The sequence below is a fragment of the Nocardia sp. JCM 38205 genome, assembly GCF_058222935.1.
In genome coordinates this window covers 890,787-914,957 of the sequence record NZ_JBYHFL010000002.1, presented here as the reverse complement: position 1 = coordinate 914,957, position 24,171 = coordinate 890,787, and the positions used below count along the sequence as shown (strand labels likewise).

General features: G+C 68.5%; 21 protein-coding genes and 3 tRNA genes. 11 read left to right on the top strand and 13 right to left on the bottom strand.

The genetic code is table 11. From position 1 onward, the window contains the following. Positions 1-20: 20 nt before the first annotated feature. From AC4HOU_RS11070 to AC4HOU_RS11060, 3 genes are all read right to left on the bottom strand, one after another. Positions 21-96 (bottom strand) — tRNA-Met (locus AC4HOU_RS11070). Positions 97-180: 84 nt separating this feature from the next. Beyond that, a tRNA-Thr gene (locus tag AC4HOU_RS11065) sits at positions 181-253 on the bottom strand. A 214-nt stretch (positions 254-467) separates the two neighbouring features. Then, positions 468-550: transfer RNA gene (locus AC4HOU_RS11060), tRNA-Tyr, on the bottom strand. Positions 551-764: 214 nt separating this feature from the next. Between AC4HOU_RS11060 and AC4HOU_RS11055 the strand changes: the two genes are divergently transcribed. Continuing rightward, on the top strand, positions 765-1,256 hold the full coding sequence (locus tag AC4HOU_RS11055; protein ID WP_014353107.1) for a YajQ family cyclic di-GMP-binding protein: 492 nt from the start codon (positions 765-767) through the stop codon (positions 1,254-1,256). A 93-nt stretch (positions 1,257-1,349) separates the two neighbouring features. Here AC4HOU_RS11055 and htpX read toward each other — a convergent pair whose 3' ends face one another. Next, positions 1,350-2,225 (bottom strand): zinc metalloprotease HtpX, encoded by an 876-nt coding sequence (htpX, locus tag AC4HOU_RS11050; RefSeq protein WP_163810098.1) that lies wholly within the window; start codon positions 2,223-2,225, stop codon positions 1,350-1,352. Between the two features lie 164 nt (positions 2,226-2,389). Then, complete coding sequence (locus AC4HOU_RS11045) at positions 2,390-3,412, bottom strand: polyprenyl synthetase family protein (protein WP_163810100.1); 1,023 nt, start codon at positions 3,410-3,412, stop codon at positions 2,390-2,392. Between the two features lie 241 nt (positions 3,413-3,653). Between AC4HOU_RS11045 and AC4HOU_RS11040 the strand changes: the two genes are divergently transcribed. From AC4HOU_RS11040 to AC4HOU_RS11030, 3 genes are all read left to right on the top strand, one after another. Continuing rightward, the gene (locus tag AC4HOU_RS11040; protein WP_490724453.1) at positions 3,654-4,934 is read left to right on the top strand and encodes a geranylgeranyl reductase family protein; all 1,281 of its coding nucleotides are present in this window, start codon (positions 3,654-3,656) and stop codon (positions 4,932-4,934) included. A gap of 74 nt (positions 4,935-5,008) precedes the next feature. Next, positions 5,009-5,425 (top strand): helix-turn-helix transcriptional regulator, encoded by a 417-nt coding sequence (locus AC4HOU_RS11035; RefSeq protein ID WP_163810525.1) that lies wholly within the window; start codon positions 5,009-5,011, stop codon positions 5,423-5,425. Positions 5,426-5,477: 52 nt separating this feature from the next. After that, a complete protein-coding gene (locus AC4HOU_RS11030; protein WP_194991267.1) occupies positions 5,478-5,918 on the top strand; it encodes a VOC family protein in 441 nt (146 codons plus the stop codon). Positions 5,919-5,966: 48 nt separating this feature from the next. Here the strand turns inward: AC4HOU_RS11030 and AC4HOU_RS11025 are convergent, their stop codons facing one another. Next, a complete protein-coding gene (locus AC4HOU_RS11025) occupies positions 5,967-6,473 on the bottom strand; it encodes a DUF2505 domain-containing protein (protein WP_490724452.1) in 507 nt (168 codons plus the stop codon). Positions 6,474-6,566: 93 nt separating this feature from the next. On the opposite strand from AC4HOU_RS11025, the gene AC4HOU_RS11020 reads away from it, so the two are divergent. Then, entirely contained in the window at positions 6,567-7,031 is a 465-nt protein-coding gene (locus AC4HOU_RS11020; RefSeq protein ID WP_195020089.1) for a DUF3592 domain-containing protein, read from the top strand. A 77-nt stretch (positions 7,032-7,108) separates the two neighbouring features. Then, on the top strand, positions 7,109-8,248 hold the full coding sequence (locus AC4HOU_RS11015) for a glycosyltransferase family 4 protein (protein ID WP_163810106.1): 1,140 nt from the start codon (positions 7,109-7,111) through the stop codon (positions 8,246-8,248). A 122-nt stretch (positions 8,249-8,370) separates the two neighbouring features. Here AC4HOU_RS11015 and AC4HOU_RS11010 read toward each other — a convergent pair whose 3' ends face one another. From AC4HOU_RS11010 to AC4HOU_RS11000, 3 genes are read right to left on the bottom strand one after another with little or no spacing between them, the layout of a single operon-like run. Continuing rightward, positions 8,371-9,591 (bottom strand): cytochrome P450, encoded by a 1,221-nt coding sequence (locus AC4HOU_RS11010; RefSeq protein ID WP_195020090.1) that lies wholly within the window; start codon positions 9,589-9,591, stop codon positions 8,371-8,373. Positions 9,592-9,624: 33 nt separating this feature from the next. Beyond that, positions 9,625-9,834 (bottom strand): ferredoxin, encoded by a 210-nt coding sequence (locus tag AC4HOU_RS11005; RefSeq protein ID WP_194991270.1) that lies wholly within the window; start codon positions 9,832-9,834, stop codon positions 9,625-9,627. A 7-nt stretch (positions 9,835-9,841) separates the two neighbouring features. Beyond that, the gene (locus AC4HOU_RS11000; protein WP_195020091.1) at positions 9,842-10,480 is read right to left on the bottom strand and encodes a DUF4097 family beta strand repeat-containing protein; all 639 of its coding nucleotides are present in this window, start codon (positions 10,478-10,480) and stop codon (positions 9,842-9,844) included. Between the two features lie 484 nt (positions 10,481-10,964). Between AC4HOU_RS11000 and AC4HOU_RS10995 the strand changes: the two genes are divergently transcribed. From AC4HOU_RS10995 to AC4HOU_RS10985, 3 genes are all read left to right on the top strand, one after another. Further along, positions 10,965-14,099, top strand: a complete 3,135-nt coding sequence (locus AC4HOU_RS10995; protein WP_195020092.1) for an AfsR/SARP family transcriptional regulator — start codon at positions 10,965-10,967, stop codon at positions 14,097-14,099. Between the two features lie 49 nt (positions 14,100-14,148). Further along, positions 14,149-14,733, top strand: a complete 585-nt coding sequence (locus tag AC4HOU_RS10990) for a HEAT repeat domain-containing protein (protein WP_195020093.1) — start codon at positions 14,149-14,151, stop codon at positions 14,731-14,733. A gap of 393 nt (positions 14,734-15,126) precedes the next feature. Beyond that, positions 15,127-15,276 (top strand): hypothetical protein, encoded by a 150-nt coding sequence (locus AC4HOU_RS10985; RefSeq protein ID WP_195020094.1) that lies wholly within the window; start codon positions 15,127-15,129, stop codon positions 15,274-15,276. A gap of 155 nt (positions 15,277-15,431) precedes the next feature. Here the strand turns inward: AC4HOU_RS10985 and AC4HOU_RS10980 are convergent, their stop codons facing one another. Continuing rightward, on the bottom strand, positions 15,432-16,211 hold the full coding sequence (locus tag AC4HOU_RS10980; RefSeq protein ID WP_195020095.1) for an ABC transporter permease: 780 nt from the start codon (positions 16,209-16,211) through the stop codon (positions 15,432-15,434). Further along, entirely contained in the window at positions 16,208-17,152 is a 945-nt protein-coding gene (locus tag AC4HOU_RS10975; protein ID WP_194991274.1) for an ATP-binding cassette domain-containing protein, read from the bottom strand. The genes AC4HOU_RS10980 and AC4HOU_RS10975 overlap by 4 nt, the downstream gene beginning before the upstream one ends. 164 nt (positions 17,153-17,316) lie before the next feature. Between AC4HOU_RS10975 and AC4HOU_RS10970 the strand changes: the two genes are divergently transcribed. Then, positions 17,317-17,787 carry a GtrA family protein gene (locus tag AC4HOU_RS10970; RefSeq protein WP_416381990.1) on the top strand — a complete coding sequence of 157 codons (471 nt, stop codon included), beginning with the start codon at positions 17,317-17,319 and terminating at the stop codon, positions 17,785-17,787. 102 nt (positions 17,788-17,889) lie between these two features. Here the strand turns inward: AC4HOU_RS10970 and AC4HOU_RS10965 are convergent, their stop codons facing one another. After that, positions 17,890-18,516, bottom strand: coding sequence for a TetR/AcrR family transcriptional regulator (locus AC4HOU_RS10965; protein WP_195020096.1), 627 nt, complete (start codon positions 18,514-18,516; stop codon positions 17,890-17,892). A gap of 82 nt (positions 18,517-18,598) precedes the next feature. On the opposite strand from AC4HOU_RS10965, the gene AC4HOU_RS10960 reads away from it, so the two are divergent. Next, positions 18,599-19,633, top strand: coding sequence for an aldo/keto reductase (locus AC4HOU_RS10960; protein ID WP_195020097.1), 1,035 nt, complete (start codon positions 18,599-18,601; stop codon positions 19,631-19,633). Between the two features lie 330 nt (positions 19,634-19,963). On the opposite strand, the gene AC4HOU_RS10955 is transcribed toward AC4HOU_RS10960, so the two are convergent. Next, the gene (locus AC4HOU_RS10955; protein ID WP_490724451.1) at positions 19,964-24,142 is read right to left on the bottom strand and encodes a bifunctional nitrate reductase/sulfite reductase flavoprotein subunit alpha; all 4,179 of its coding nucleotides are present in this window, start codon (positions 24,140-24,142) and stop codon (positions 19,964-19,966) included. Positions 24,143-24,171 lie beyond the last annotated feature (29 nt).

Below are 24,171 nucleotides of genomic sequence, written 5' to 3'. Positions count from 1 at the left end.
GAACTGGGCTTGATCGGTTGTGGTAGCGATGGCCGGACTTGAACCGGCGACACAACGATTATGAGTCGTTTGCTCTACCGACTGAGCTACACCGCCACGGGTCGCATTGCCTTACGGTGCCGTGCCCAGCCCCTCCGAGCGGGGAGCGATGCCGAGTCGGTCACCACCGGCAATCCGGCGAGCCCCCTAACGGAATCGAACCGTTGACCTTTTCCTTACCATGGAAACGCTCTGCCGACTGAGCTAAGGGGGCATGACCTCTTACGCACCGTGACCCGACTTTCCGTGACCCCGGCGCTTCGAAGTCTTGAACGAGGTTACACACTCACCCGTCCATGCACCAAACCGGCTGGTCAGAGCGGGTATTTCCGATCTCGTGGGCCCAGCCGTGGCCTCGCGCGCAGCACCGGCCGGCCCGGAAACGGAAGAACCCCCGCGGATCGTTTTCGATCCACGGGGGTTCTCGGTGGCAGGTGTAGGATTCGAACCTACGTAGGCTTTCACCGACAGATTTACAGTCTGCTCCCATTGGCCGCTCGGGCAACCTGCCGTCGCGCTTCTCGGCGCGCAGAGCAGAATACAACGAACCCACACCCGGAATGCAAACCGGCTGTACAGCGGCATGGTTCGACCGGCTCGCCCCTGCCTGCGGCGACACAGACCGCGTCCGGGGACTAATCTCGTTCGGCCGGGTAGAACTAGGTGGGTGCGGCGAACCATCCGGCGCGACCTCGAACGCCGGACCGTCAGGACAGGAGCGCAGTGTGGCCGATTCGTCTTTCGATGTCGTCAGCAAGGTCGATCGCCAGGAGGTCGACAACGCCTTGCATCAGGCGGAGAAGGAGCTGAACACCCGCTACGACTTCCGCGGCACCGGTGCGGCGATCGAATGGTCCGGTGAGGACAAGATCGTGATCAGCGCCGAGGCCGAGGAGCGGGTCAAGGCCGCACTCGAGGTGTTCAAGGAGAAGCTGATCCGCCGCGATATCTCGCTCAAGGCGTTCGACGCCGGCGAGCCGGTGGTCTCCGGCAAGACCTACAAGATCACCGGTTCGCTGGTGCAGGGCATCGACGCCGAGCACGCGAAGAAGATCTCCAAGAAGATCCGCGATGAGGGCCCCAAGGGCGTCAAGGCCCAGATCCAGGGCGACGAGCTGCGCGTGAGCAGCAAGAAGCGCGACGACCTGCAGGCCGTCATCTCGCTGCTCAAGGGCGAGGACTTCGGCATCGCCCTGCAGTTCGTCAACTACCGCTAGCCGAGGTCACCGCCCCGGGCGCCGGGGCGAGTCCTTCGTCACGCCCAGCCTCGGGGCCGAGCAGGCCCAGCGGGAATTTGCGCGCCGGCGAGGTCAGCCGCGCGGACGGCCGGCCAGCTCTTCGAGGCGGGCGATGCGGTCGGCCATCGGCGGGTGGGTGGAGAACCAGCGGGCGGCGCGCTCGCCCGGGCGGAACGGGTTGGCGATCATCAAATGGGACTGGGCGGTGAGCTGCGGTTCCGGTGGCAGCGGGGCGGCTTGGACGCCGCGTTCCAGCTTGCGCAGGGCCGAGGCCAGAGCGAGTGGATCGCCGGTGAGTTCGGCCCCGGATTGATCGGCCTGGTATTCGCGTGAGCGCGAGACGGCCAGCTTGATCAGGGTGGCCGCGATCGGGCCGAGCAGCGAGACCAAGATCACGCCGATGATGTTGGGCCCACCCTCGCGGTTGCCGCCGAAGGCGGTGGCGAAGAAGGCCAGATTGGCCAGACCGGAGATGACTGCGGCCAGTGCGCCCGCGACCGAGGAGATGAGGATGTCGCGGTTGTAGACGTGCGAGAGCTCATGTCCGAGCACCGCGCGCAGCTCGCGCTCGTCCAGGATCTGCAGGATGCCGCTGGTACAGCACACCGCCGCGTGGCGGGGACTGCGACCGGTAGCGAAGGCGTTGGGGGCGTTGGTCGGGCTGATGTAGAGCCGCGGCATGGGCTGACGGGCGGCGGTGGCGAGCTCACGCACGATCCGGTAGATGACCGGCGCCTCCAGCTCGCTGATCGGCTGGGCGTGCATGGCCTTCAACGCCAGCTTGTCGCTGTTGAAGTAGGCGTAGGCGTTCATGCCGACGGCCAGCAGGATCGCGATGACCAGGATCGTCGGGCTGCGGAACATCGCCCCGGCGAACACGATCAGCGCGGATAGTCCGACCATCAAACCAAAGGTCTTGATCCCGTTCGCATACCCATGCCCGTGCATACGTCTCCTCGCCGCTCCCCCGTCCTGTATGGATTTCCGCGCCGCCCGACGGCGCACAACGCTGCTCGACTGCTACTGATCTTCACGTAATCCAGCAGTTCGAGTGCTACAGAATGGCAACGATCGCGGCGCTGCCGGAGTTCCGGGTGCGCCGCGGCGAGGGCCTAGCCCACTCGTTCGATGGTGTAGCGGACCAGCCGCACCAGCGCGTCGTTGGCGGGGCCCGGCGGCAGCGCCGAGAGTTCGGCGTAGGCGAGGTCGGCGTACTCCTGCAGCTTCTGCTTGGCCTGGGTCATGCCGGGGGAACGGCCCAGCAGTTCCAGCGCCTCATCGACTTCGGCGTCGGTCTCCAGCGGGCGGGCCAGCAGGGCACGCAGCCGGTCACCGTCGGGGCCCTCCTCGCGCAGGGCGTAGAGAACGGGCAGGGTGTGCACGCCTTCGCGCAGGTCGGTGCCGGGCGTCTTGCCGGATTGCGCCGATTCGGAGGAGATGTCGATGATGTCGTCGGAGATCTGGAAGGCGGTACCGACGGCGTCGCCGAGGCGGGCCAGCCGCTCGACGTGTTCGGTGTCGGCGCCGGAGAAGGTGCCGCCGAATCGGCCGGCGGCCGCGATCAGCGAACCGGTCTTCTCCCACACCACGCGCAGGTAATGGGCGACCGGATCCTTGGCCTCGGCGGCGCCCATCGTCTCGCGCATCTGGCCGGTGACCAGTTCGGCGAAGGTTTCGGCGATGATCCGCACCGCGTCCGGGCCGAGGGTCGACACCAGCCGGGAGGCATGCGCGAACAGATAGTCACCGGCGAGGATCGCGATGCTGTTGCCCCAGCGCGAATTCACGCTCGGCGCACCGCGGCGCATGGTGGCCTCGTCCATCACGTCGTCGTGGTAGAGGGTGGCCAGATGCACAAGTTCGACGACGGTGCCCGCGGTGATCAGGTCCGGGTCGGTCGGGCGCGGGCCGAGCTGGCCGGTGAGGATGGTGAACAGCGGACGGAACCGCTTACCTCCGGCCTTGGCCAGGTGCAGTGCGGCCTCCTGGAGGAAGGACGCACCGTCGGACAGCTCCTCGATCAGTAGCTTTTCGACGTCGGCCAGGCCGTTACGCACCGTGGCGGCGAGTTCGGAATCGCCGAGATCCACCCCTGCCACTACCGTGCTCTCGTCGCTCACAGCAGATGTGCTCATTTCTTCTCCCAGCGATGCGTCCGACCCACGGTCAAAGAACCTAGCGTGTCCACGGTAGATAACCCCATGAACACCGTCACTCCCGGCAATATCCGCTGGGGCGCACCGCACACCTTCGCATACCGGACCGGACGACGGACGGTGAGCCCGGCGCTGCGTCGGCGGCCGAGTCCGCCACCTCGCCGCATGTCACACGGCACCGGCGTCGACACCGGTGCGGCCGCGCTGCGAGTATGGGTCCATGGGTGCACCGGATGTCACACCAGCGGGCGGTGACGAGCAGACACACGGCGCGGTCCCCGCGCACGCCGATGTCGTCGTGGTCGGGGCGGGACCGGCCGGATCGGCGGCGGCGACCTGGGCCGCACGAGCCGGCCGCGATGTGCTGCTGGTCGATTCGGCGGTGTTCCCGCGCGACAAGACCTGCGGCGACGGCCTGACCCCGCGTGCCACCGCCGAATTGGAGCATCTCGGGCTCGGCGACTGGGTGCGCGCGCATACCGTCAACCACGGTTTGCGGATGACCGGCTTCGGGCGCGAGGAACTGCTGCCGTGGCCGGGTGGATCGTTCCCCACCTACGGAAGTGCCGTTCCGCGCACCGAACTCGACGACAAGCTGCGCGAGACCGCGGTGAAATCGGGGGCGGGGATGCTGGAGGGCGCCAAGGTCGTCGACGTCACCCGCGACGGTGAGCGTGTCACCGGCGTGACGGTGCGTACCGGGGCGGGCACGCGGTCGATCAGCTGCCGGACCCTCGTCGTCGCCGACGGTGTGCGTTCGCCGGTCGGCAAGATCCTCGGCCGCGAATGGCATCGGCAGTACGCCTACGGCGTGGCGGCCCGCGCCTACATCAGCTCCGGACGTTCGGCCGATCAGTGGATCACCTCGCATCTGGAATTGCGGGACGCGAACGGTTCGCTGGTGCCCGGGTATGGCTGGGTGTTCCCGCTGGCCAACGGCGAGGTCAATATCGGGGTCGGTTCGCTGGCGACCGAGAAGCGTCCCTCGCATATCGCGTTGAAGCCGCTACTGGAGCACTACACAGCGTTGCGGTACGAGGAATGGGAGTTCAGCGGGTCGCTGCGGGCGGTGGCGTCGGCGCTGCTGCCGATGGGCGGCGCGGTGTCGAATATCGCCGGCCGCAACTGGGTGCTGGTCGGTGACGCCGCGGGCTGTGTGAATCCACTCAACGGCGAAGGCATCGATTACGGGCTCGAAGGCGGGCACATGCTCGCCGATCTGCTCGACGAACCGGATCTGAGCACGGTGTGGCCGGAGTTGCTGCGGGCCCGCTACGGCCGCACGTATTCGGTGGCGCGCCGGATCGCGGGCCTCGCCACCCATCCGCGCATGGTGCCGATGGGCGGGCCGCCGGTGATGCGGTCGAAGTTCTTGCAGCGCACCGCGGTTCGGGTGATGGGCAATCTGGTCACCGACGAGGACGTGGATCTGGTCGCGCGGGCCTGGCGGATGGCCGGGCGGGTGTCGCGGCGTTTCGACGAGCGGCCACCGTTCTGCTGATCGCCGCATCGAGCGGGCCGAGGACCGCGTACGGACCCGCGCCGACCTACAGTGGAACGGTGACGCCGCGACCGGTGCCCGAGGATCTGCTCCCGCATCTGCGGCGGGCACGGGATCTCGCCGACCGTGAATACGCCCAGCCGCTGGATCTGGACGGCCTTGCCGCCGCCGCGGGTGTGTCGAAGTATCACTTCCTGCGCTGTTTCGCCGCGACCTACGGCAAGACGCCCGCGGTGTATCTGGCCGAGCGCCGCGTCGAGCGGGCCCAGGATCTGCTGCGCGCCACGAATGTCACGGTGACCGAGGCGTGCATGCTCGTCGGCTACACCAGCCTCGGATCGTTCTCCCGGAAGTTCACCGAGTTGGTCGGGATGTCGCCGTCGGCGTATCAGGCGAAGTTCGCCGCCGACGGCGCGCCACGGATTCCGGGCTGCTACGTGTTCATGCACGGCTTGTCCGATCGGGCGCCCCGGCCGGACAAGGAACGGTGACGCCGCAATTTCGGAGAAGCCGCCGCCGTGTGCGCGCACATAGCCTGAGCTCATGACTCCGATTACGCACGTTTCGCTGGTCACGGTGTATGTGACCGATATGGACGCGGCCAAGCAGTGGTACCTCGACAAGCTCGGCTTCGTGGAGACCGCCGATGTGACGATGGGCGACAGTGGTTTCCGCTGGCTCACCATCGCCCACCCCGACCATCGCGAACTGGAAGTGACGCTGATGGTGCCGGGCCCGCCGCTGGACGAGAACCTCGCCGAAGCCACCCGGCGCGCGCTCGCCAACGGCACGCACGGCGCGCTCGGCCTGGCCACCGACGACTGCCAGAAGGCCTACGAGGAACTGTCGGCCAAGGGCGTGGAGTTCGTGCAGCCGCCCTCGGACCGCCCCTACGGCGTCGAAGCGGTAATGCGCGACAACTCCGGCAACTGGCTCGTGCTGGTGCAGAAGAAGGATTACGACCCGAGCGATTTCGCGCCGTAGGCGCGTGACGTGGATGCACGCCAGCACGGTGTGCATCCACCTCGCGGATCAGGCAGAGGCCTGCCCGGCGAACCACTTCTCGATGAACTTGCGCTCGCTGTCGAGCACGCGGTGATGCAGTTGTTCGGCCAGCGGCTCGATGGCTCCGCCGACCAGCGGAACCTTCACCTTCACGGTGCCGACGACCTCGATTTCGCTGCCCTCGGCGGTGGGCCGCAGCTCATAGGTGCCCGACATCTCCGAGTTGACGCCCTTGGACGTGCCTTCGAAGCTGCCCTTGGCGATCTCGCCGGTCAGCGGCTGCCAGGTGTCGGTGCGGGAGACCACCAGATCACTCTTGAGCACCTTGCGCACGATGCCGGGAATCTTGTCGGGACGGATCTTCTCGCTCATCGCGAGCCTGACGGTGCCCTCGCCGCCGGGGTGGGCCAGATCGAGGGTGGCGGTCTCGGCGCCGGCGAAGCGGGCCTGCCACAGCTCGTCGCCGGTGAGTGCCCGGTGCAGGTCCTCCACCGGAACGGTGTAGGGCACCGTGAAGCTGAATTTTCGGGACATGGCGTCACGGTAGCCGACCCCGGCTCGCCCGGCCCGGCATCGGCCGCACATGGCGGACGGGCACGCGGTTCGGCGGGCCAGTAACCTGTGGCGGTGTCGGAAACCAGTCAGCCGGAGGGGCGCCCGGTACGCCTGCGGCGGGCGCGGATCGCGGTACTCACCGCCGCCATCGTGGTCAGTGTGCTGATAGGTCTGCTGGTGCTGGCGGCCTGGCGCAACGACTATCTGATCAGTTCGGATATGGGCCGCACCACCGGTGAAGTGATCTCGGCTGGCCGGCTGCGCTCGGCGGTGAAGTATGTGACGCCCGATGGTGTGACGCACAATCCGAAGGTCGGGGTGCTCTACCCCACCAACCTCACCAAGGGCGAGCACATCAACGTCGAATACAACCGGGCCGATCCCGACCTGGTGCGGGTTGCCGGACGCGACGTACGGGTCGCGATACCGCCCGCGCTGTCGGTGATCGCGGTGACGTGGGCGCTCGCGCTGCCCACGCTGTGGATTCTGCGGCGAACCGAACGCAGGCCGGTAGCGGTGGCCACCGCGAAGGTCTGAGAGGTGTTCGCCGGAACTTCGCGTGGGTGTCATGTCGGCGTGACTGGGCTGACGGCGCCACCGATCACACTGGAGACGTGCGCGTAGCCATCGTGTCGGAGTCTTTCCTGCCGAATATGAACGGTGTCGTCAACTCCGTGCTCCGGGTTCTCGATCATCTGGACCAGCACGGGCACGACGCGCTGATCATCGCGCCGGACACGCTGCGTGGGCAGCCGCCCGCGCCGCGCTTCCACGGGCGGTTCCCGGTGTACCGGGTGCCCGCGGTGATGGTGCCGAAGATCAGTTCCCTGCCCGTCGGCCTGCCGCAACCGGGCATGGTGCGCGCCATCGCCGATTTCGACGCCGATGTGGTGCACCTGGCCTCGCCGTTCCTGCTCGGCGCCGGTGGACTCGGGGCGGCGCTGCGGCTGGATCTGCCCGCGGTGGCGGTGTATCAGACCGACGTCGCGGGATTCGCGAAGAGTTATGGGCTCGGGCTGGCCAGTCGCGCGGCATGGGCATGGACGCGGCGGATTCACGAGAGCGCGGCCCGTACGCTCGCGCCGTCGTCGGCCGCGGCGGCGGATCTGGCTCGGCACGGCATTCCGCGGGTGCATCGGTGGGGTCGCGGGGTGGATATCGGACGGTTCACGCCGTCGGCGCGGCGAGCGGCGCTACGAGAGTCATGGGCCGGCCCGGAGAAGCTGATCGTCGGCTTCGTCGGACGGCTCGCGCCGGAGAAGCATGTCGAGCGGCTGGCCGCGCTCGCGCACGATCCGGATATCCAGCTGGTGATCGTCGGCGACGGCCCCGAACGCTCCCGGCTGACCCGGTTGATGCCGGGCGCGGTGTTCACCGGGGAACTCGGCGGTGCCGAACTGGCCCAGGCCTACGCGAGCCTGGATGTGATGGTGCACGCCGGCGAACACGAAACCTTCTGTCAGGGAGTGCAGGAGGCGCTGGCCTCGGGGGTTCCGGTGATCGGACCCGATGCCGGCGGCCCGCGCGACCTCATCGCGCACTGCCGCAACGGGTATCTGCTGCCGGTGGATCGGTTCAGCGAACTGTTGCCGAGCGCCGTCGCGGCCCTGCGTGATCCGGTGCTGCGCGCCCGCTTCGCCGGTGCGGCCCGGAAATCGGTGCTGCACCGCACCTGGCCGGCGATCTGCGAAGAGTTGATGGGCCATTACGCGGACGTGATCGGCACCGAGTACCGGATACCGCGTTCGGCCTAGATCGATCGCTCGACACCGCGGCCAATGCCGTCCGCCTGCACCTCTTCGAGAAGAACGACGAAGACCGGCATCCGGGCGCGGAACCCGGATGCCGGTGCGACGAGCCGATTCATGGAACGTCGCTACCCGACCTCCCAGGTGACCGGAAGTTCGTGCACGCCATAGATGTTCATATCGGTTCGGAGCGGCACCTGGTCGGCGGGCACGGCCAGCGACAGCGTCGGGAAGCGACGCAGCAGGCCGGCGAAGCCCGCGGCCATCTCGATCCGGGCCAGCTGCTGGCCGAGGCACTGGTGCATCCCGTGCCCGAGGCTCACGTGACCGCGCGCCTTGCGGTGGATGTCGAGCCGGTCGGGTTCCTCGAATCGCATCGGGTCGCGGTTGGCGGCCAGCAGCGAGACGACGACGGTGGAGCCGGCCGGAATCGTTTCACCACACAGCTCGATATCCTCGGTGGCGTAGCGATAGAAGATGTCGGCGACCGAGAGATAGCGCAGCAGTTCCTCGACAGCGTCGGGGATCAGCTCCGGTTCGGCGTGCAGCAGCGCCAGTTGGTCTGGGTGTTCCACAAGCGCGAAGGTGCCGAGCGACAGCATGTTCGCGGTGGTCTCGTGACCGGCGAGCAGCAGCAGGAAGGCGATGCCGGTGAGCTCATCAATGCCGAGGTCCTCGTCGCGGGCGAGGTCGGACAGGATGTCCTCACCGGGCTCGGCCCGTTTGCGGGCGACCAGTTGCGCCAGGTACGTGTGCATCGCGCCGAAGGCCGCCATCTTCTCCTCCACCGTCTGGTCCTTGACCAGGAACTGCGCGGAGTTGGCCTGGAAGTTCGCGCGGTCCTCGTAGGGCACGCCGAGCATTTCGCAGATCACCAGCGACGGCACCGGCAGCGCGAATTCGGCGACCAGATCGACCGGCGGGGTGAGCGCAGCCATGGCGTCGAGACGCTCCTCGACGATCTCGGCGATGCGTTCTTCCAGCGCGCGCATCCTGCGGACGGTGAACGCGCCGATGAGCTTGCGCCGCAACCGAGTGTGATCCGGCGGATCCATGGAGATGAACAGGCCGGGGATCTGCGGCGACGGCTCGGTGGGAAACGGCATGCCCGGCGTCTCGTACGGGATGTGCATGATGTCCAGGTCCTGGCGGGAGCTGAACCGGGTGTCGGCCAACAGCGCGCGGACTGCCTCGTAACCGGTGACCAGCCAGCCCTCGTGGCCGTCCGGGAAGAGCAGCGGGCTGACCGGGAGGGCCGCACGCAACCGGGTGATCGCGCTCGGTGGATCGAACGGGCCCGCGTCGCGCTGCTGCGGCAGACCGTGCGGGACGGAGACGGTGTCGATCATCGGATGTCCTTGTCGGAGAGAAGAATTCGGGATCTAGTCGCGGTCGATGAGAGTGATGGCCCCTGAGGGGCACAGCAGTGCGGCCTCGGCGACCGCCGGCTCCCACTCCGCGTCGGGAGCGGAAGCCGGCGGCAGTACCCGGCCGTCGTCGGGGTGCTGGTCGAACACCGCGGGCGCGGTCAGCACGCACATGCCCGCGCCGATGCAGCGTTCGCGATCTACCTGGAGTTCCGGCACGGTCATGCCCGGCTCAGGCGGCGACGGCGTGCCGGATGACGATGTCGCCCTGGGTGGTGCGCGCGAACACCTGCACGGTGTCCACCGGCTCGGCGACGACGGGCGCGATGGTGTTGCGCACCGCGCCTACGGTGGCGGCCGTGTCCAGCTGGACGACGCTGGTGGGGTTGATGCCGATCTCCAGCTCGCCGACCGAGGTCTCCAACCGGATATCGCCGCGGGTGGCGGCGCCGATGCGGATATCGCCCTTGGCGGTCTTGGCGGTCACCGAACCCTGCGGGCGCTCCACGATGATGTCGCCGAGCGACACGGTGAGATCGCAGTGCCCGAGCTCGCCGGCGCCGAGCACGCGGCCGACGCCGCTGGTGGCCGTCAGCTCCGAGCCGACGGGCACCTCGATGGTCACCTCGATGCGCGGGTTGCCGCCGAACGGGGTGTGGCTGCGCCAGTTCTTCGGGGTGATCACGCTCAGGGTGCCCGCCTCGAATGCGACGACGGTCTGCTCGGCGGCGCGCACATCGGCCTTCTTGTCGGCGTCGGCCGGCCGGACCAGCACGACGCTGTCGGTGCGTTCGGCGGCGATGACGGTGACGTCGGCGGCCAGGACGTCGACGGTGACGGCGATCGGCTGCGGGGTCTGGAAGGTGTACATGGGGTTCTCCTCGAGATCGTGCTCCCGCTGCCTGCTCGCCGCGGTCGCTGTTGCGTTGATGTGACTACTGTCGCGGGGGCGGCTGATACGGACCTGACACCGAGCTGATGCCCCGCCTGATATGCCGGGCGGCCTCATTGAGCACGCGGTTCTACCCCGCTGACCAGGGCATTCGACCGGATGAACACCTCGCGCGAACCGCTCGGAACGATCCACGATCCCGTTACACACCACCCGGCCGGCACACGTCGGGCCGCACGGACACGATCTCGCGCGGCGCCGGGCACGGCCCACCAGCGAGACCGCACAGCTGGCTGACGACCGGACACCATCCGTCGGCGCCACACGCAGCGCCAACCACGCAGGCCGGTCGACCGGCCGGCAACCGGCAACCCGCCGGCACCATGCATGGCTACCGCCCGGACCACCCGCCCCCGGGGGGCGACGCCGGGCGCACCGTTGACGGCCCGGGCAGAATGAGCCGGTGCAGATCACGATGCTCGGCCCGCTGGAGATCCGGACAGCTGACGGTGGATTGATAGCGATACCGGGTGCACGGTTGCGCGCGTTGCTGGTGGCGCTGGCGCTCGAGCCCGGCCGCGCGGTCGCCAAGACCAAGCTGGTCGACTGGATCTGGGGCGAGCAGCCGCCGGCGGATGCCGCTAATGCCTTGCAGGCGTTGGTCTCCCGTTTGCGCCGGGTGTTGCCCGAGGGCGCGCTCGATGTGCAGGCGGGCGGGTACCGGCTGGCGATCGAGCCGGGAGCCGTCGACGCGGTGCGCTTCGATCAACTGCTCGATCAGGCGCGCGGCGGCGATGACGCGTCTCAGGCCCGGCTGCTGCGGGAGGCCCTGGAACTGTGGCGCGGGCCGGCGATGCAGGATCTGGGCGACAGCGATGACGTCGCCGCGGTCGTCACCCGATACGACAACTTGCGGCTGTCGGCGATGGAGGATCTGTACGAAGCGGAGATCCGGTTGGGTCGCGGGGCCGAGCTGGTCACCGAGCTGACCGATCTGATCGCCCAGCATCCGGCGCGGGAACGGCTGGCCGGTGCGCTCATGCGGGCGCTCGCCGCGGCGGGGCGCGGGGCCGAAGCGCTGACGGTGTTCCAGCGCACCAGGGAGGCGCTCGCCGATGAACTCGGCGTCGACCCGTCACCGGAGCTGTCCACGCTGCACGTCGCCCTGCTGCGCGGCGAGGTGGGCGCACGTCCGCAGCAGCGCAGCACCAACCTGCGCGCCGAACTCACCAGCTACATCGGTAAGCGCAGCGACATCGCCGCGGTGCGCGAACTCATCGCCGCGCACCGGCTCACCACGCTGACCGGCCCCGGTGGTTCCGGCAAGACCCGCTTGGCGTCCGAAACCGCCCACTCCATGCTCGGTGATCTGCCCGACGGCGCCTGGCTGGTGGAACTGGCGGGCGCCGATGGCAGCGGCGATCTGGCGCAGGCGGCGCTGTCGGCCTTCGGGCTGCGTGACGCGCTGCTGGGCAGCACGGCCGATACCGAACCGATGGATCGGCTCATCGCGGCGATCCGCGACCGGGAAACCCTGCTGATCCTGGACAACTGCGAGCATGTGATCGAGGCCGCGGCCGGCTTCGCTCATCGCCTGCTCGGCGAGTGCCGGCGGCTGCGCATTCTGGCGACCAGCCGCGAACCCCTCGGCATCACCGGTGAGGCGCTGTGGCAGGTGGAACCCCTGCTCTTGCCGGGCGCCGACGCGGACCCCGACACCATCGCGAAATCCCCCGCCGTGGCGCTGCTGCGGGACCGGGCCGGTGCGGTGCGCAAGGATCTCGGCAGCGACCCCGCGACCCTGGCGACCATGGCCCGGATCTGCCGTGCCCTCGACGGCATTCCGCTGGCGATCGAATTGGCGGCGGCGCGCTTGCGCACCATGTCCCTCGATCAGCTCGCGCACCGCCTCGACGACCGGTTCCGGCTGCTCACCGGCGGCAGCCGCACCGCGATCGCCCAGCACCGGACCCTGCGCGCGGTGGTCGACTGGAGCTGGGAACTGCTCAGCGAGGCCGAACGGACGGTGCTGCGCAGGCTCGCGATGTTCGCGGGTGGCGCGAATCTGGAAGCGGCCGAACATGTTTGCGCCGACGGCAGCACGGTCGAACAGTGGGAGGTGCTCGAGCTGCTGACCGCGCTGACCGAGAAATCGTTGCTGCTGGTCACCTCGGACGATAATCCGCGCTTCCGGATGCTCGAAACCATCAAGCAGTACGCCGCCGATCGGCTCGCCGAATCCGGCGACGCCGAAACCGCCCGACGTGCTCACCTGAAGTACTTCACCGACCTCGCCGCCACCGCCGAACCCCACCTGCGCCGCGCGGAACAGCTGAAATGGCTGGCCGTGCTCGAAGCCGAACACGACAACATCGCCGCGGCCATGCGTGGTGCACTCGGCGCAGGCGACGCCGACGGAGCGACGCGGCTCGCGGCGGCCGCCGGCTGGTACTGGTGGCTGGGCGGGCACAAGGCCGAGGGCACCGAATACGTCGTCGCGGCAGCCGAATCGGACGGCACCGTCGATGCAGAGACGCAGGCGATGGTCTACGGGCTCGTCGTGCACTTCGTCAGCGCGGGCCGCAATGACGAACAGCACATCGCGGAATGGATCCGCAAGGCGTGCGCGGCCGGCCGTGGTGTCGAGGGCGGCCATCCGGCGCTGCGGTTCACCACCGCGCTCGAACGCATGCTCGCCGGCCCCGACGCGTTCCTGCCCGCCTTCGAGGCCCTGCTCACCGATGACGACCCCTGGGTGCGGGCACTGGCCCGGCTGCAACTGGGCAAACTGCGCACCGTGCTCGGACACGAGGGCACCGCGGCCGACGAATACCTCGAACAGGCGCTCACCGAGTTCCGCGCCATCGGCGAACGCTGGGGCATGTCGTTCGCGCTGACCGAGCTGGCCGCTCGGACCGCCCTACGCGGCGAATTCCGGGCGGCGTGCGAACTGTACGACGAGGCCGCCGCCGTCATCACCGAGGTCGGCGCGATCGAGGATCTGGTGCCGATCCACGCCAGGAAAGCGCAGCTGTACTGGCTGCTCGACGACCCCGACGCGAGCGCGGCCGCCCTGGCCGAAGCACAGCGCCGCGCCGACCAGACCGGCTGGCCGACCTCCCTCGCCGAAGTCGCCATGGCCCGTGCCGAACTCGCCCGCTGGACCCGCGACACCGCCCTCGCCCACCAGCAGATCGACCTCGCCCGCACCGTCCTCGGCCCCGACGCCGACCAACCCAACGTCTCCGCCACCCTGCACTCCCTGCGCGGCTACCTCACCGAAGACCTCACCGAGGCCCGCACCCACCACACCACCGCCTACCAAGCCGCCACCCTCTCCGGGCACGCCGCCCTGATCGCCCAAATCCTTGTCGGTATCGCAGATCTGGCCTTGCGCTCCGGAGATTTCGAGCAAGCCGCCCGCCTGCTCGCGGCAAGCACCGCCGCCCGCGGGCTGCCCGACCGTTCTCATCCGGACGCGGCTGCCATCGAGGAGGAGGCACGGATTCACCTCGGGGAGAAGGGGTTTGCAGTGGCGATGAAGGAGGGGTCTGTGGTGGATCGGGACGAGTTGGTCGCACGGACGCTCGGTTCGTGACAATTCGTGAGTTCAAGGGCAACGCGCTCGATGAGATCAGTGGCGTCAAGTGACCACAGGTGAGGGATCGCCGGGCGAACGTCCGTGGTCCGAGGTCTTGGCGGCCGAAGAGGTGCGGGGCCAGCCGGCGGGTCCATCGGTATCGGATCTGGTGGATCGGTTTTCGGTCGATGGCGAGTACGACGACTACTACGAGGTCGTCGCGCAGGGGCTGTACGAGCATGGCCGAGCCGGCATCGAAGTGCTGGTACAGGAGTTGGCCAGTCGGCGGATTCCACAGTTGCGCGCTGCGCTGACCGTGCTGGCAGTTCAGCAGGGCGATGATCCGCAGTTCGTTGAGCGGGCGAAGTCGCTGGCCGGCAATGCCGAGCCTATCGTTGCGGCGGACGCGATCAGGCTGCTCGGTTCACTCGGTGTCACCGATGTCGCGGACAGAATCCGTGGCCTCGTAGGGCATTCGTCGCCACTCATCCGGGCGAGCGTTCTGGATTATCTGGCTCGCGTGGAGCCGGATTCGGCACGCCCTGTGTTGATTCAGGCCCTGGAGGATTCTGACTACATCGTGCGTGAGACTGCTATCGAGATCGGGGGGAATGCCGCCGTTTCCCTCACGAACCGCCCCTCCAACGAGTGATCTCACCGCCAGCAAGCCCGACCACGACCTCCACCATGTCAACGTCGCATAGGTTGTCGGCGCGGAGAGGCTCGATAGGGTGTGCGAAGTGCCGGCAGCCTGTGCGAGGTCGGTGTACGGGGCGAGTCCGCGCGACGTCTGGTGGCTATCGAGCGGGCACGACACCTACCCGCTGGGCGAGTCGGCCGAGGTCGCCTGTGGTGCGGTCGCGGCGGGCTGTTCGCATCATGTGGCCGACCAGCTCCCGAACGTGGACCATGGTGCGAACATGCTGGGGGGCGGCGTGTTCGGCGCGTAGCAGGGCGTGCAGCGAGTCGCGGTAGTTGCGCTGCATGGCGTGTGCGCGGCCGATTTCTACGAAGTGAAGGTTCCGTTATCCCACTCGCGGACCAGGTGCGTGAAGCCGACGCCGATGCGTTGATCATTCCCGCGCCGGACCATCTGGATCCGATCACCCTCAATGCCGTCATGCATTACAGCGACGTCGAATCAGTTTGTCCGCGCCTGTCTTTCGCTCGCTGGTCGATCGGACGCCAGCAGTGAGCGGCTGGATAGCCGCCGGGTACGCGGTCGCGAGTGGGCTCCCGTTGCTGGTGATCGCGGCTACGGCCTGCTTGCCGTACCCCACCGACGGCGCATCGCCCCGGCGACGAGGTCACCGGGGCGATGCGGAGGGGGACGGGAAGAGCGTGTGGGGTTCACGCTCGCTTGCTGAAAGTCGCTCGGGACCACACGTAGCCGATGATGGCGAAGCCTGCGCACCAGGCGAGGGCGGTGAGGGTGTCGGCGGTGGAGGGGGTGCCGGCGAGGAAGCCGCGGACGGATTCGATGATCGGGGTGAAGGGCTGGTATTCGGCGAACTGGCGCACGCCGGGGCCCATTTTGTCGGCGGGGACGATCGCGCTGCTGAGGAAGGGCAGCATGATCAGCGGGACCACCGACATGCCCGCGGCCTCAGGGGTTTTCGCCGACATGCCGAGCGCGACGGTGAGCCAGGCGGCGGCGAACGCGGTGGCCAGCAGGACACCGAGGGCGCCGAGCCACTGCACGGCATCGGCCGGGGAGCGGAAGCCGAGCGCGAAACCGACGCCGAGGACGGCGGCGATGGCGACGATATTGGTGACCATGCTCGCTGCGACATGGCCGGTGAGCACGGCACCCCTGGACACATCCATGACCTTGAACCGGTTGATGACGCCCTTGGTCATGTCCGAACTCACCGCGACGGCGGTGCCGGACAGCCCGTAGCTGATGGCAAGCATGAGCATGCCCGGCACGGCGTAATCGATGTAATCCCCGCCGACGTCGAAAGCGTCGCCGAAGACGTAGACGAAGATCAGCATCATCACCACGGGCATCAGCGCCGCGTTGAACACGGTGACGGGTGAGCGGGTGATGTGGGTGAAGTTGCGGCGCAACATCACCGACGAATCGAACAGGGCGGCGGACAGGCTGCTGGTTGCGGTCGCGGTGCTCATCGTGCTTCGGCCTCCGTGGTGGCGTGCCCGGTCAGGGCAAGGAAAACGTCGTCGAGATCGGGGGTGTGGATGGAAACCTGCGCGGCCTCCATGGAGTGGGCGGCGAGCCGGTCCAGCAGCTCACGCAGCGCGGCCGAGCTGCCGTCGCCGGGCACGCTCAGCGTGAGCGCGTCCTCGTCAGCGGTGGCGCCGGACAGGATGCGCGCGGCCGCGGCCAGTTCGGTGCTGCTGGTGAAGCGCAGCCGGATGTGGCTGCCGGGGACGCGGCGCTTGAGTTCCTCGGCGGTGCCCTCGGCCACGATATGGCCCTGGTCGAGTACCGCAATGCGGTCGGCCAGCTGGTCGGCTTCCTCGAGGTACTGGGTGGTGAGGAAGATCGTCACGCCGCCTGCGGTCAGCTCACGCACGATCTCCCACATGGTGCGCCTGCTGCGCGGGTCGAGCCCGGTGGTCGGTTCGTCGAGGAAGACGATCTCCGGCTTGGTGACCAGCGTCATCGCCAGATCCAGCTTCCTGCGCATACCACCGGAGTAGCTGCCTGCGGGCTTGCGCGCCGATCCGACCAGATCGAATCGTTCCAGCAGCTCGGCGATCACCCGCTTGCCGTCCTTGCCGCGCAGGCGGTGCAGATCGGCCATCAACCGCAGGTTCTCCTCGCCGGTCAGCAGATCGTCCACCGCGGCGAACTGCCCGGTGACGCCGATGGACGCGCGAACCGCCTTGGTCTCGGCGTCGACATCGTGGCCCGCCACGCGGGCGGTGCCGGAGTCGGCTTTCAAGAGCGTGGTCAGGACGTTGACGGTCGTGGTTTTGCCGGCTCCGTTGGGGCCGAGCAGGGCGAAGATCGTGCCCGCGTCGACGGTGAGGTCGACGCCGTCGAGGACTGTTTTGTCCCCGTAGGACTTCCGCAGCCCGGAGGCCGCAATTGCTGTGCTGTTCATGGCAACTACCGTCGCCGGTGCGGCTGATACCGGCCTGACACCGTCCTGATACGTGCGCTGACAGCGACCTGACGCGTGTTCTGACAGCGCCTTCTCGTGTCGGGCCAGTGGTATGTCAGTTCGGCGTCAGCCCGCCGTCAGCCGGGTCGGCGACCGTCATTGCCGTGAACACCACCGCATTCGCCGCCACCGCTCCCGTCTTCGTCTCTACGATGCCGGCGGAATGGGCCACCCGCGCACGGCAGTTCCTGTTCGGTGCGCACCCCCTCGCGCAGCTGCTCCGTTTCGCCGCGGTCGGCGGCGCCAGCAATATCTCCTACCTGCTGCTTTTCCTCGGTTGCGCCGGCCTCGGCCCGTTGGCCGCCAATGCCGCCGGTTCGATCGTGAGCACGATGATCGCCAACGAACTACACCGCAGACTCACTTTCCGGGCAGCCGGCCGAGTCGGCTGGTTCACCGCGCAATGGCAGGGCGGCGGGCTGGCGCTGCTCGGCCTGCTCACCAGCACGGCCGCGCTGGCGGGCATCGAATTCCTGACACCCGGCCTGGACGAGATCACCAGGGCGTCGCTGGTGCTCGCGGTGATGGCGGCGGTCGGCGGTCTGCGCTTCCTCGCCCTGCGCGGCTTGTTCTAGTTTGCTCGATCCATGGTTGCCTGCTGCTGCGCGCAGCACGGTTCGCCGACGCCACGCGGGTCCTCCCTGCCGTGAACGGGCTCATCCTGGATGAGCGCAGCACTAGCCGGTGGAGGACTCACGAACGAACGTCCCCCGCGCGGCCCCGTCGGCGGCCGATTGCGCGGCGCTGCGGGCGGCGAAATCGTCGATCGGGTCGCCGCTGGCGAGCAGGCGGTAGTACAGGGGGCCCGATACCGCGGCGAGGACGGCGCGCGGGTCGGTGCCGGGAGGAGCTTCGCCTCGGTCGATGGCGGCGGTGACGCAGGGGGCCCATTCGGTGAGGCGGATGTCGTAGAAGCGGCGCAGGGCGGCGGCGGTGGTGTCGTCGCAGGTGGCGGCGGCGATGACGGCCTGGAAGAGCCGGCCTTGGCGAGGATCGGTGAGGGTCTTCGCGACCAGGCGGGCGTTGGCGGTCAGATCACCGAGCAGGGAACCGGTGTCGGCACGCGAGACGGACGTTTCGGCCATGTCGACCAGCAGATCGGCGATGAGCCCGGTGGGGGTACGCCAGCGGCGATAGACGGTGGTCTTGCCGACCTCGGCGCGGGCGGCGACCTCGGCCAGATCGAGCCGCGCGAAGCCGTTTTCGGCCAGCAGATCACCGGCCGCATCCAGCACGGCCGCGCGCACCCGGGCCGTGCGACCACCGGGCCGGACCGACCCCGGGACCTGCGATTCTTCCGTCATAACGGGACTCCAGTTTCATTTATCGCCGAAAGGGTGTACGTTCCGAGTTGTTAACGGAACTATAGACCCTTTAGGAGTCATCATGGAGTACCGGCGGTTGGGTGCCTCGGGGCTGCTCGTTCCCGCATTGAGCTTCGGCGCGGGTACCTTCGGTGGACGCGGCGAACTGTTCAGCGCGTGGGGCGATACCGACGTCGAGCAGGCGCGGCGGATGGTCGACATCAGCCTGGAGGCGGGCGTCACCATGTTCGATACGGCGGATGTCTATTCCGACGGCGCCTCCGAGGAGGTCCTCGGCGCGGCCATCCGGGGACGACGCGATCAGCTGCTGCTGTCCACCAAGGCGAGCCTGCCCACCGGGCCCGGCCCCTTCGACGCCGGCTCGGGCCGCTCCCGGCTGATCGGCGCCGTGGAGGCCTCGCTGCGCCGGCTCGGCGTCGACCACATCGACCTGTTCCAGCTGCACGCCTTCGACGCCAACACCCCGATCGAGGAGGTGCTGCACGCCCTCGATGATCTGGTGCGCGCCGGCAAGATCCGTTACCTCGGCGCCTCGAACTTCGCCGGCTGGCAGCTGATGAAATCGCTGGACGCCGCCGATCGGCACGGCCTGACCCGCTATGTCGCGCACCAGGTCTACTACTCGCTGGTCGGCCGCGACTACGAATGGGAGCTGATGCCGCTGGGCCGGGAGGAAGGCGTCGGCGCGGTGGTGTGGAGCCCGCTCGGCTGGGGCAGGCTGACCGGCAAGATCCGGCGCGGGCAACCACTTCCGGAAGGCAGCCGGTTGCATCAGACCGCCGAAGCGGGCCCGCCGGTGAACGACGAACTGCTCTACGACGTGGTCGATGTGCTCGACGAGATCGCCGCCGACACCGGCAAAACCGTCCCGCAGATCGCGTTGAACTGGCTGCTCACCCGCCCGACGGTATCCACCGTCATCGTCGGCGCCCGCAATGAGGAGCAGCTGCGCCAGAATCTCGGCGCCATCGGCTGGCAGCTCACGGCCGACCAGATCGCCCGCCTGGACAAGGCAAGTGCCGTCACCCCGCCGTACCCGTACTACCCGTACTACCGGCTGGCCGACTTCACCCGGCTCAACCCGCCGGCGGTGTGAAATCGGTTGCCGCGGCGGATCGCCGGCGAATCCTGCGCCGAGGCATTCACGGCGAAAGCGGCAACGGAAGCGGCGGGCACCAGGTGGCCGCCGATAACGCAGTGGTGCGGATGGTTGTTGACAACACCGGGATGGAACTATGCGTCACCAGCGCTGAGCAGCCGGCCGTCGCCGGAGGCCGAACTGTCCCCGCGCGGGCGCGACGACCTCAGTGATCGGCGGGGATGACCCGCACAGGCCTCCGCCGCCGCCGGAAGCAGCAGCGCGTCGACCGAGCGGCACGTCGACCGGGCGTACTTCGAGTTCCCGGCTCACGTGCTGCTCGGCCGCTCAGTACACGTCGCGCACGTACCGCTTCTCCGCGACGAGCTGCTTCTTGAATGCCAGCGCCCCGTCTTCGTCGAGCTTGCCGTGGATCTGGGCGAGCGTGAGCAGGGTGTCGTCGACGTCCTTGGCCATGCGGGCGGCGTCACCGCAGACGTAGAGGTGGGCACCGTCGCGCAGCCAGGACCACAGTTCGGCGCCGTGCTCGATCATGCGGTGCTGCACGTAGATCCGTTCCCGCTGGTCACGGGAGAAGGCGAGGTCGAGGCGGGACAGGTGCCCGGACCGGAACATGTCCTCGAGTTCGGTGCGGTAGTAGAAGTTCTGCGCGGCGTGCTGATCGCCGAAGAACAGCCAGTTGCGGCCGGTGGCGCCGAGGGCGCGGCGCTCGTGCAAGAAGCCGCGGAACGGCGCGATACCGGTGCCGGGGCCGACCATGATCATCGGCACGCTCGGGTCCAGCGGCGGACGGAAATGCGGGGCGCGTTGCAGGAAGATCGGCACCTCGGTGGTGTCGGCGCGGTCGGCGAGGAAGGTCGAGCAGACCCCGCCGCGCCGGGCCACCGAACCCGCGGCGGCCGGATCGCCGTAGCGCACCACGCCGACCGTCAGCTCCACCTGATCCGGGCTCACCAGCGGGCTCGACGAAATCGAATACTGGCGTGGCTGCAACTTTTTCAGCGCGCCCAGCCATTCGACCAGGTCGGCGCGCACCGGGAAATCGCGCAGCACATCCACGGCTTGCCGATCCCACAGATAGCCGGCCAACTCGTTGCGGTTGTCCCGGCGCAGCAGCTTGGCCAGGCGCTGATCCGGGTTGCGGTCGGCGACGAATTCCAGCAGATCGTGGGAGATCTTGGTGATGTCGTAGCGGGTGCGCAGCGCCTCGGCCAGCGGCATCTCGGTGGCGTCCACCTCGACGGTGCGCTGCCCGTCCAGCCCGGTCGCGTCCAGCCATTCCCGCACCAGCGACGGACAGTTGGTCGGCCAGACTCCGAGCGAATCCCCGACCTCGTAGCTCGCGTCGAGTCCGCGCAGATCGAATCCGAACCTGCGCACCTCCTTCGAGGAATCGGCACTGGACAGCACCTCGTTGCGGACCAGCGGCGCGCGCAGCGGGGCGTTGCGGCTGAACGGCGCCGGGGCACGACGCACCGGCTGCGGGGCGGGCGCCGTCATGGTGCGGTCGAGCACAGCCGTGGCGGTGCCGGCGGACCCGCCGGGCGGCGGGAAACCGATCGAATCGGGGGCAGGCCCGGAAACCTGGCCGCCGCTTCCGGTGAGCACCGCGATGACCTCGTCCAGCCAGGCCTGTCCGGGTTCGGTGAAATCGGGTTCGCAGTCGACGCGCGGAAGCAGCCTGGTCGCACCGCGTTCGGCGAACTTCTCATCCAGTGTGCGGCCGTGCCCGCAGAAATCATCGTAGGAGGAATCACCCAGCGCGAAGACGGCGTAGCGCATGCCGGTGAACCGGGTGGCGCTGTCGTCGAGCCGCTGCCAGAAGTCGCTGCCGTTATCGGGCGGGCCGCCATCGCCGAAGGTGCTGCTGATCACCAGCACGTCACCGGTGAGAGCGCCGAGCTCACAGGAATCCATCTCGAGCAGCCGTGGACTTAGCCCTGATTCGGTGAGGCGTTGCGCGGCCGTCGCGGCGAACTCCTCGGCATTGCCGGTCTGCGATGCCCACAGCACGGTCACTACGCGCTGTTCGTCGGCGGGCTCGGAGACGGCCGTGATATCGGCTCCCCCACGGGAATACATGCCCGCCAGCAGTCCGTCCACCCACAGCCTGCTCTGTGGCGACAACGGCGCCGATGCGGGCAGCACCGGCTGGCCGGTGACCGGCAGCGAGTGCAGCGCGGCCAGATAGCCGCCGAGGTAGATCCGCTCGGTCTCGCTCAGCGTCGGCGTGGCGGTCGCGTCCAGGCCGAGCATCGCCGCCAGCGGATGGGTTCCGGTCTGCGGTTGCGCGATAGGCGTCTGTTGGACCGGACGAGCCACCGGAGCAACGCGTCGCAACGCGACCGCGCAGGCCTTGAACTCCGGTTGCAGCGAATCCGCGTCCACGGCATCGTTGGTGACGGCGTTGATGGTCAGGTACTCCCCCTGTTCGTCATTCCAGTGGAAGGGCGCGAAGCAATCGCCCTGGCGCACCCGGTCGCTGATCCGGGCGGGCAGCACGGCCCGGCCGCGGCGCGAGGTGATCTCGACTTGATCGCCGGGGGCCAGCTCGAGGGCGCGGGCGTCGTCGGGGTGGATTTCGACGAACGGTTCGCCGTTGAGTTTGTTGAGCTTGTCGATGCGGCCGGTCTTGGTCATCGAATGCCACTGATGTTGCAGGCGGCCGGTATTGAGCAGGAACGGGTAGTCGTCATCGGGCATCTCCTCGGGCAGCAGATGCGGGCGCGGCCAGAACACCGCGCGACGGCTCGCGGTGGGGAACGCCAGCCGCGGGCGATGTCCGCCGGCGTCGACGAACCCCGTTTGGCTCACGCCATCGTTGACGTAGCGGATCGGATTGCGACGCCGCTCGGGTTCGGGGCACGGCCACTGCATTGGCCCTTCCCGCAACCGCTCATAGCTCATCCCGCGCAGGTCATAGCCGGTCGCCGGGTTCGCGAACCGCCGAATCTCGTCGAAAACCTCCGCGCTGGAGGCGAAATCGAAGCCGTCGAAACCCATGGCGGTCGCCATCTGGGCGATCAGCTGCCAATCCGGGCGCGCATCGCCCGCCGGCTGCACCGAGCTCTGCAACAGCGTGACGTTGCGTTCGGAGTTGACCATCACCGCGTCGGCCTCCGCCCACAGCGTTGCGGGCAGCAGCAGATCGGCGTAGGCGTTGGTGGCGGTGTCGAGGTAGGCATCCTGGGCGATCACCAGCTCGGCCGCTTCCAGGCCCGCGATGACGGTCTTCCGATTGGCCACCGTCGCCACCGGATTGGTGCAGATGATCCAGGCCGCCTTGATGGTGCCCGCGGACAGTCCGCGGAACATGTCGATGGTCCCGGGCCCGGTTTCCGCGCGTATGGTGCCGGGGTCCAGGCCCCACGCCGTCTCCACGAAAGTGCGGTCGGCGGGGTTGAGCACGCTGCGCTGGCCGGGCAGCCCGGGACCCATATATCCCATTTCCCGCCCGCCCATGGCGTTGGGCTGGCCGGTCAGCGAGAACGGGCCGCTGCCGGGGCGGCAGATCGCTCCGGTGGCCAGATGCAGGTTGATCAGGGCGTTGGTGTTCCAGGTGCCGTGCGTGGACTGGTTGAGGCCCATCGTCCACAGGCTCATCCACTCGCCGGCTTCGCCGATCCAGCGGGCCGCGGTGCGCAGATCCTCGACGGCAAGGCCGGTGATCTCGGCAACCCGGTCGGGGGTGTAGCCGGCGAGGAATTCCGGCATCGCCGCCCAGCCCTCGGTGTGCTCGGCGATGAATTCGGCGTCGATATCGCCCGCCTCGACCAGCAGGTGCAGCAAGCCGTTCAGCAGGGCCAGATCGGTGCCGGGCGCGATCTGCAAGAACAGATCGGCGCGGGCGGCGGTATCGGTGCGCCGCGGATCCACCACGATCAGCTTGGCGCCCGCCTTCAACCGGTCGGCCATCCGCAGGAACAGGATGGGATGGCAATCGGCCATGTTCGCGCCGATGACGAAGAACAGGTCGGCGTGATCGATGTCGTCGTAGGAGCCGGGCGGCCCGTCCGCGCCGAGCGATTGTTTGTATCCGGTGCCCGCACTGGCCATGCACAGCCGGGAGTTGGCCTCGATATGCACCGTGCGCAGATATCCCTTGGCGAGTTTGGTGGCGAGATACTGCGCTTCCAGCGACATCTGCCCGGAGACATACAGGGCGATGGCGTCGGGGCCGTGTTCGTCGAGGATGGCGCGCAGCCGGTTGGCGGCCTCGGTGACGGCGGCGTCGACGTCGATCGGCGTCGGCGCCTCGTCACGGCCGTCGCGGCGGTAGGCGGTGCGCATGCGGCCGTCGGTGCGCATGAGCTCGGCGTGGGTGGCGCCCTTGGTGCACAGCCTGCCCGCGTTCGACGGATGCCGTTTGTCGCCGCTGACCTTGGCGATGACGGTGGCGCCGGTCGCGTCGCGGGCGGTGTCGACGGTGATGCCGCAGCCCACACCGCAGTACGAGCACGCCGTCCTGGTCGTGCCCGGCTGCCGGTCGGTCGCCGCATCGGACATGCCACCGATCATTGCGGCGCTCGGTTTCA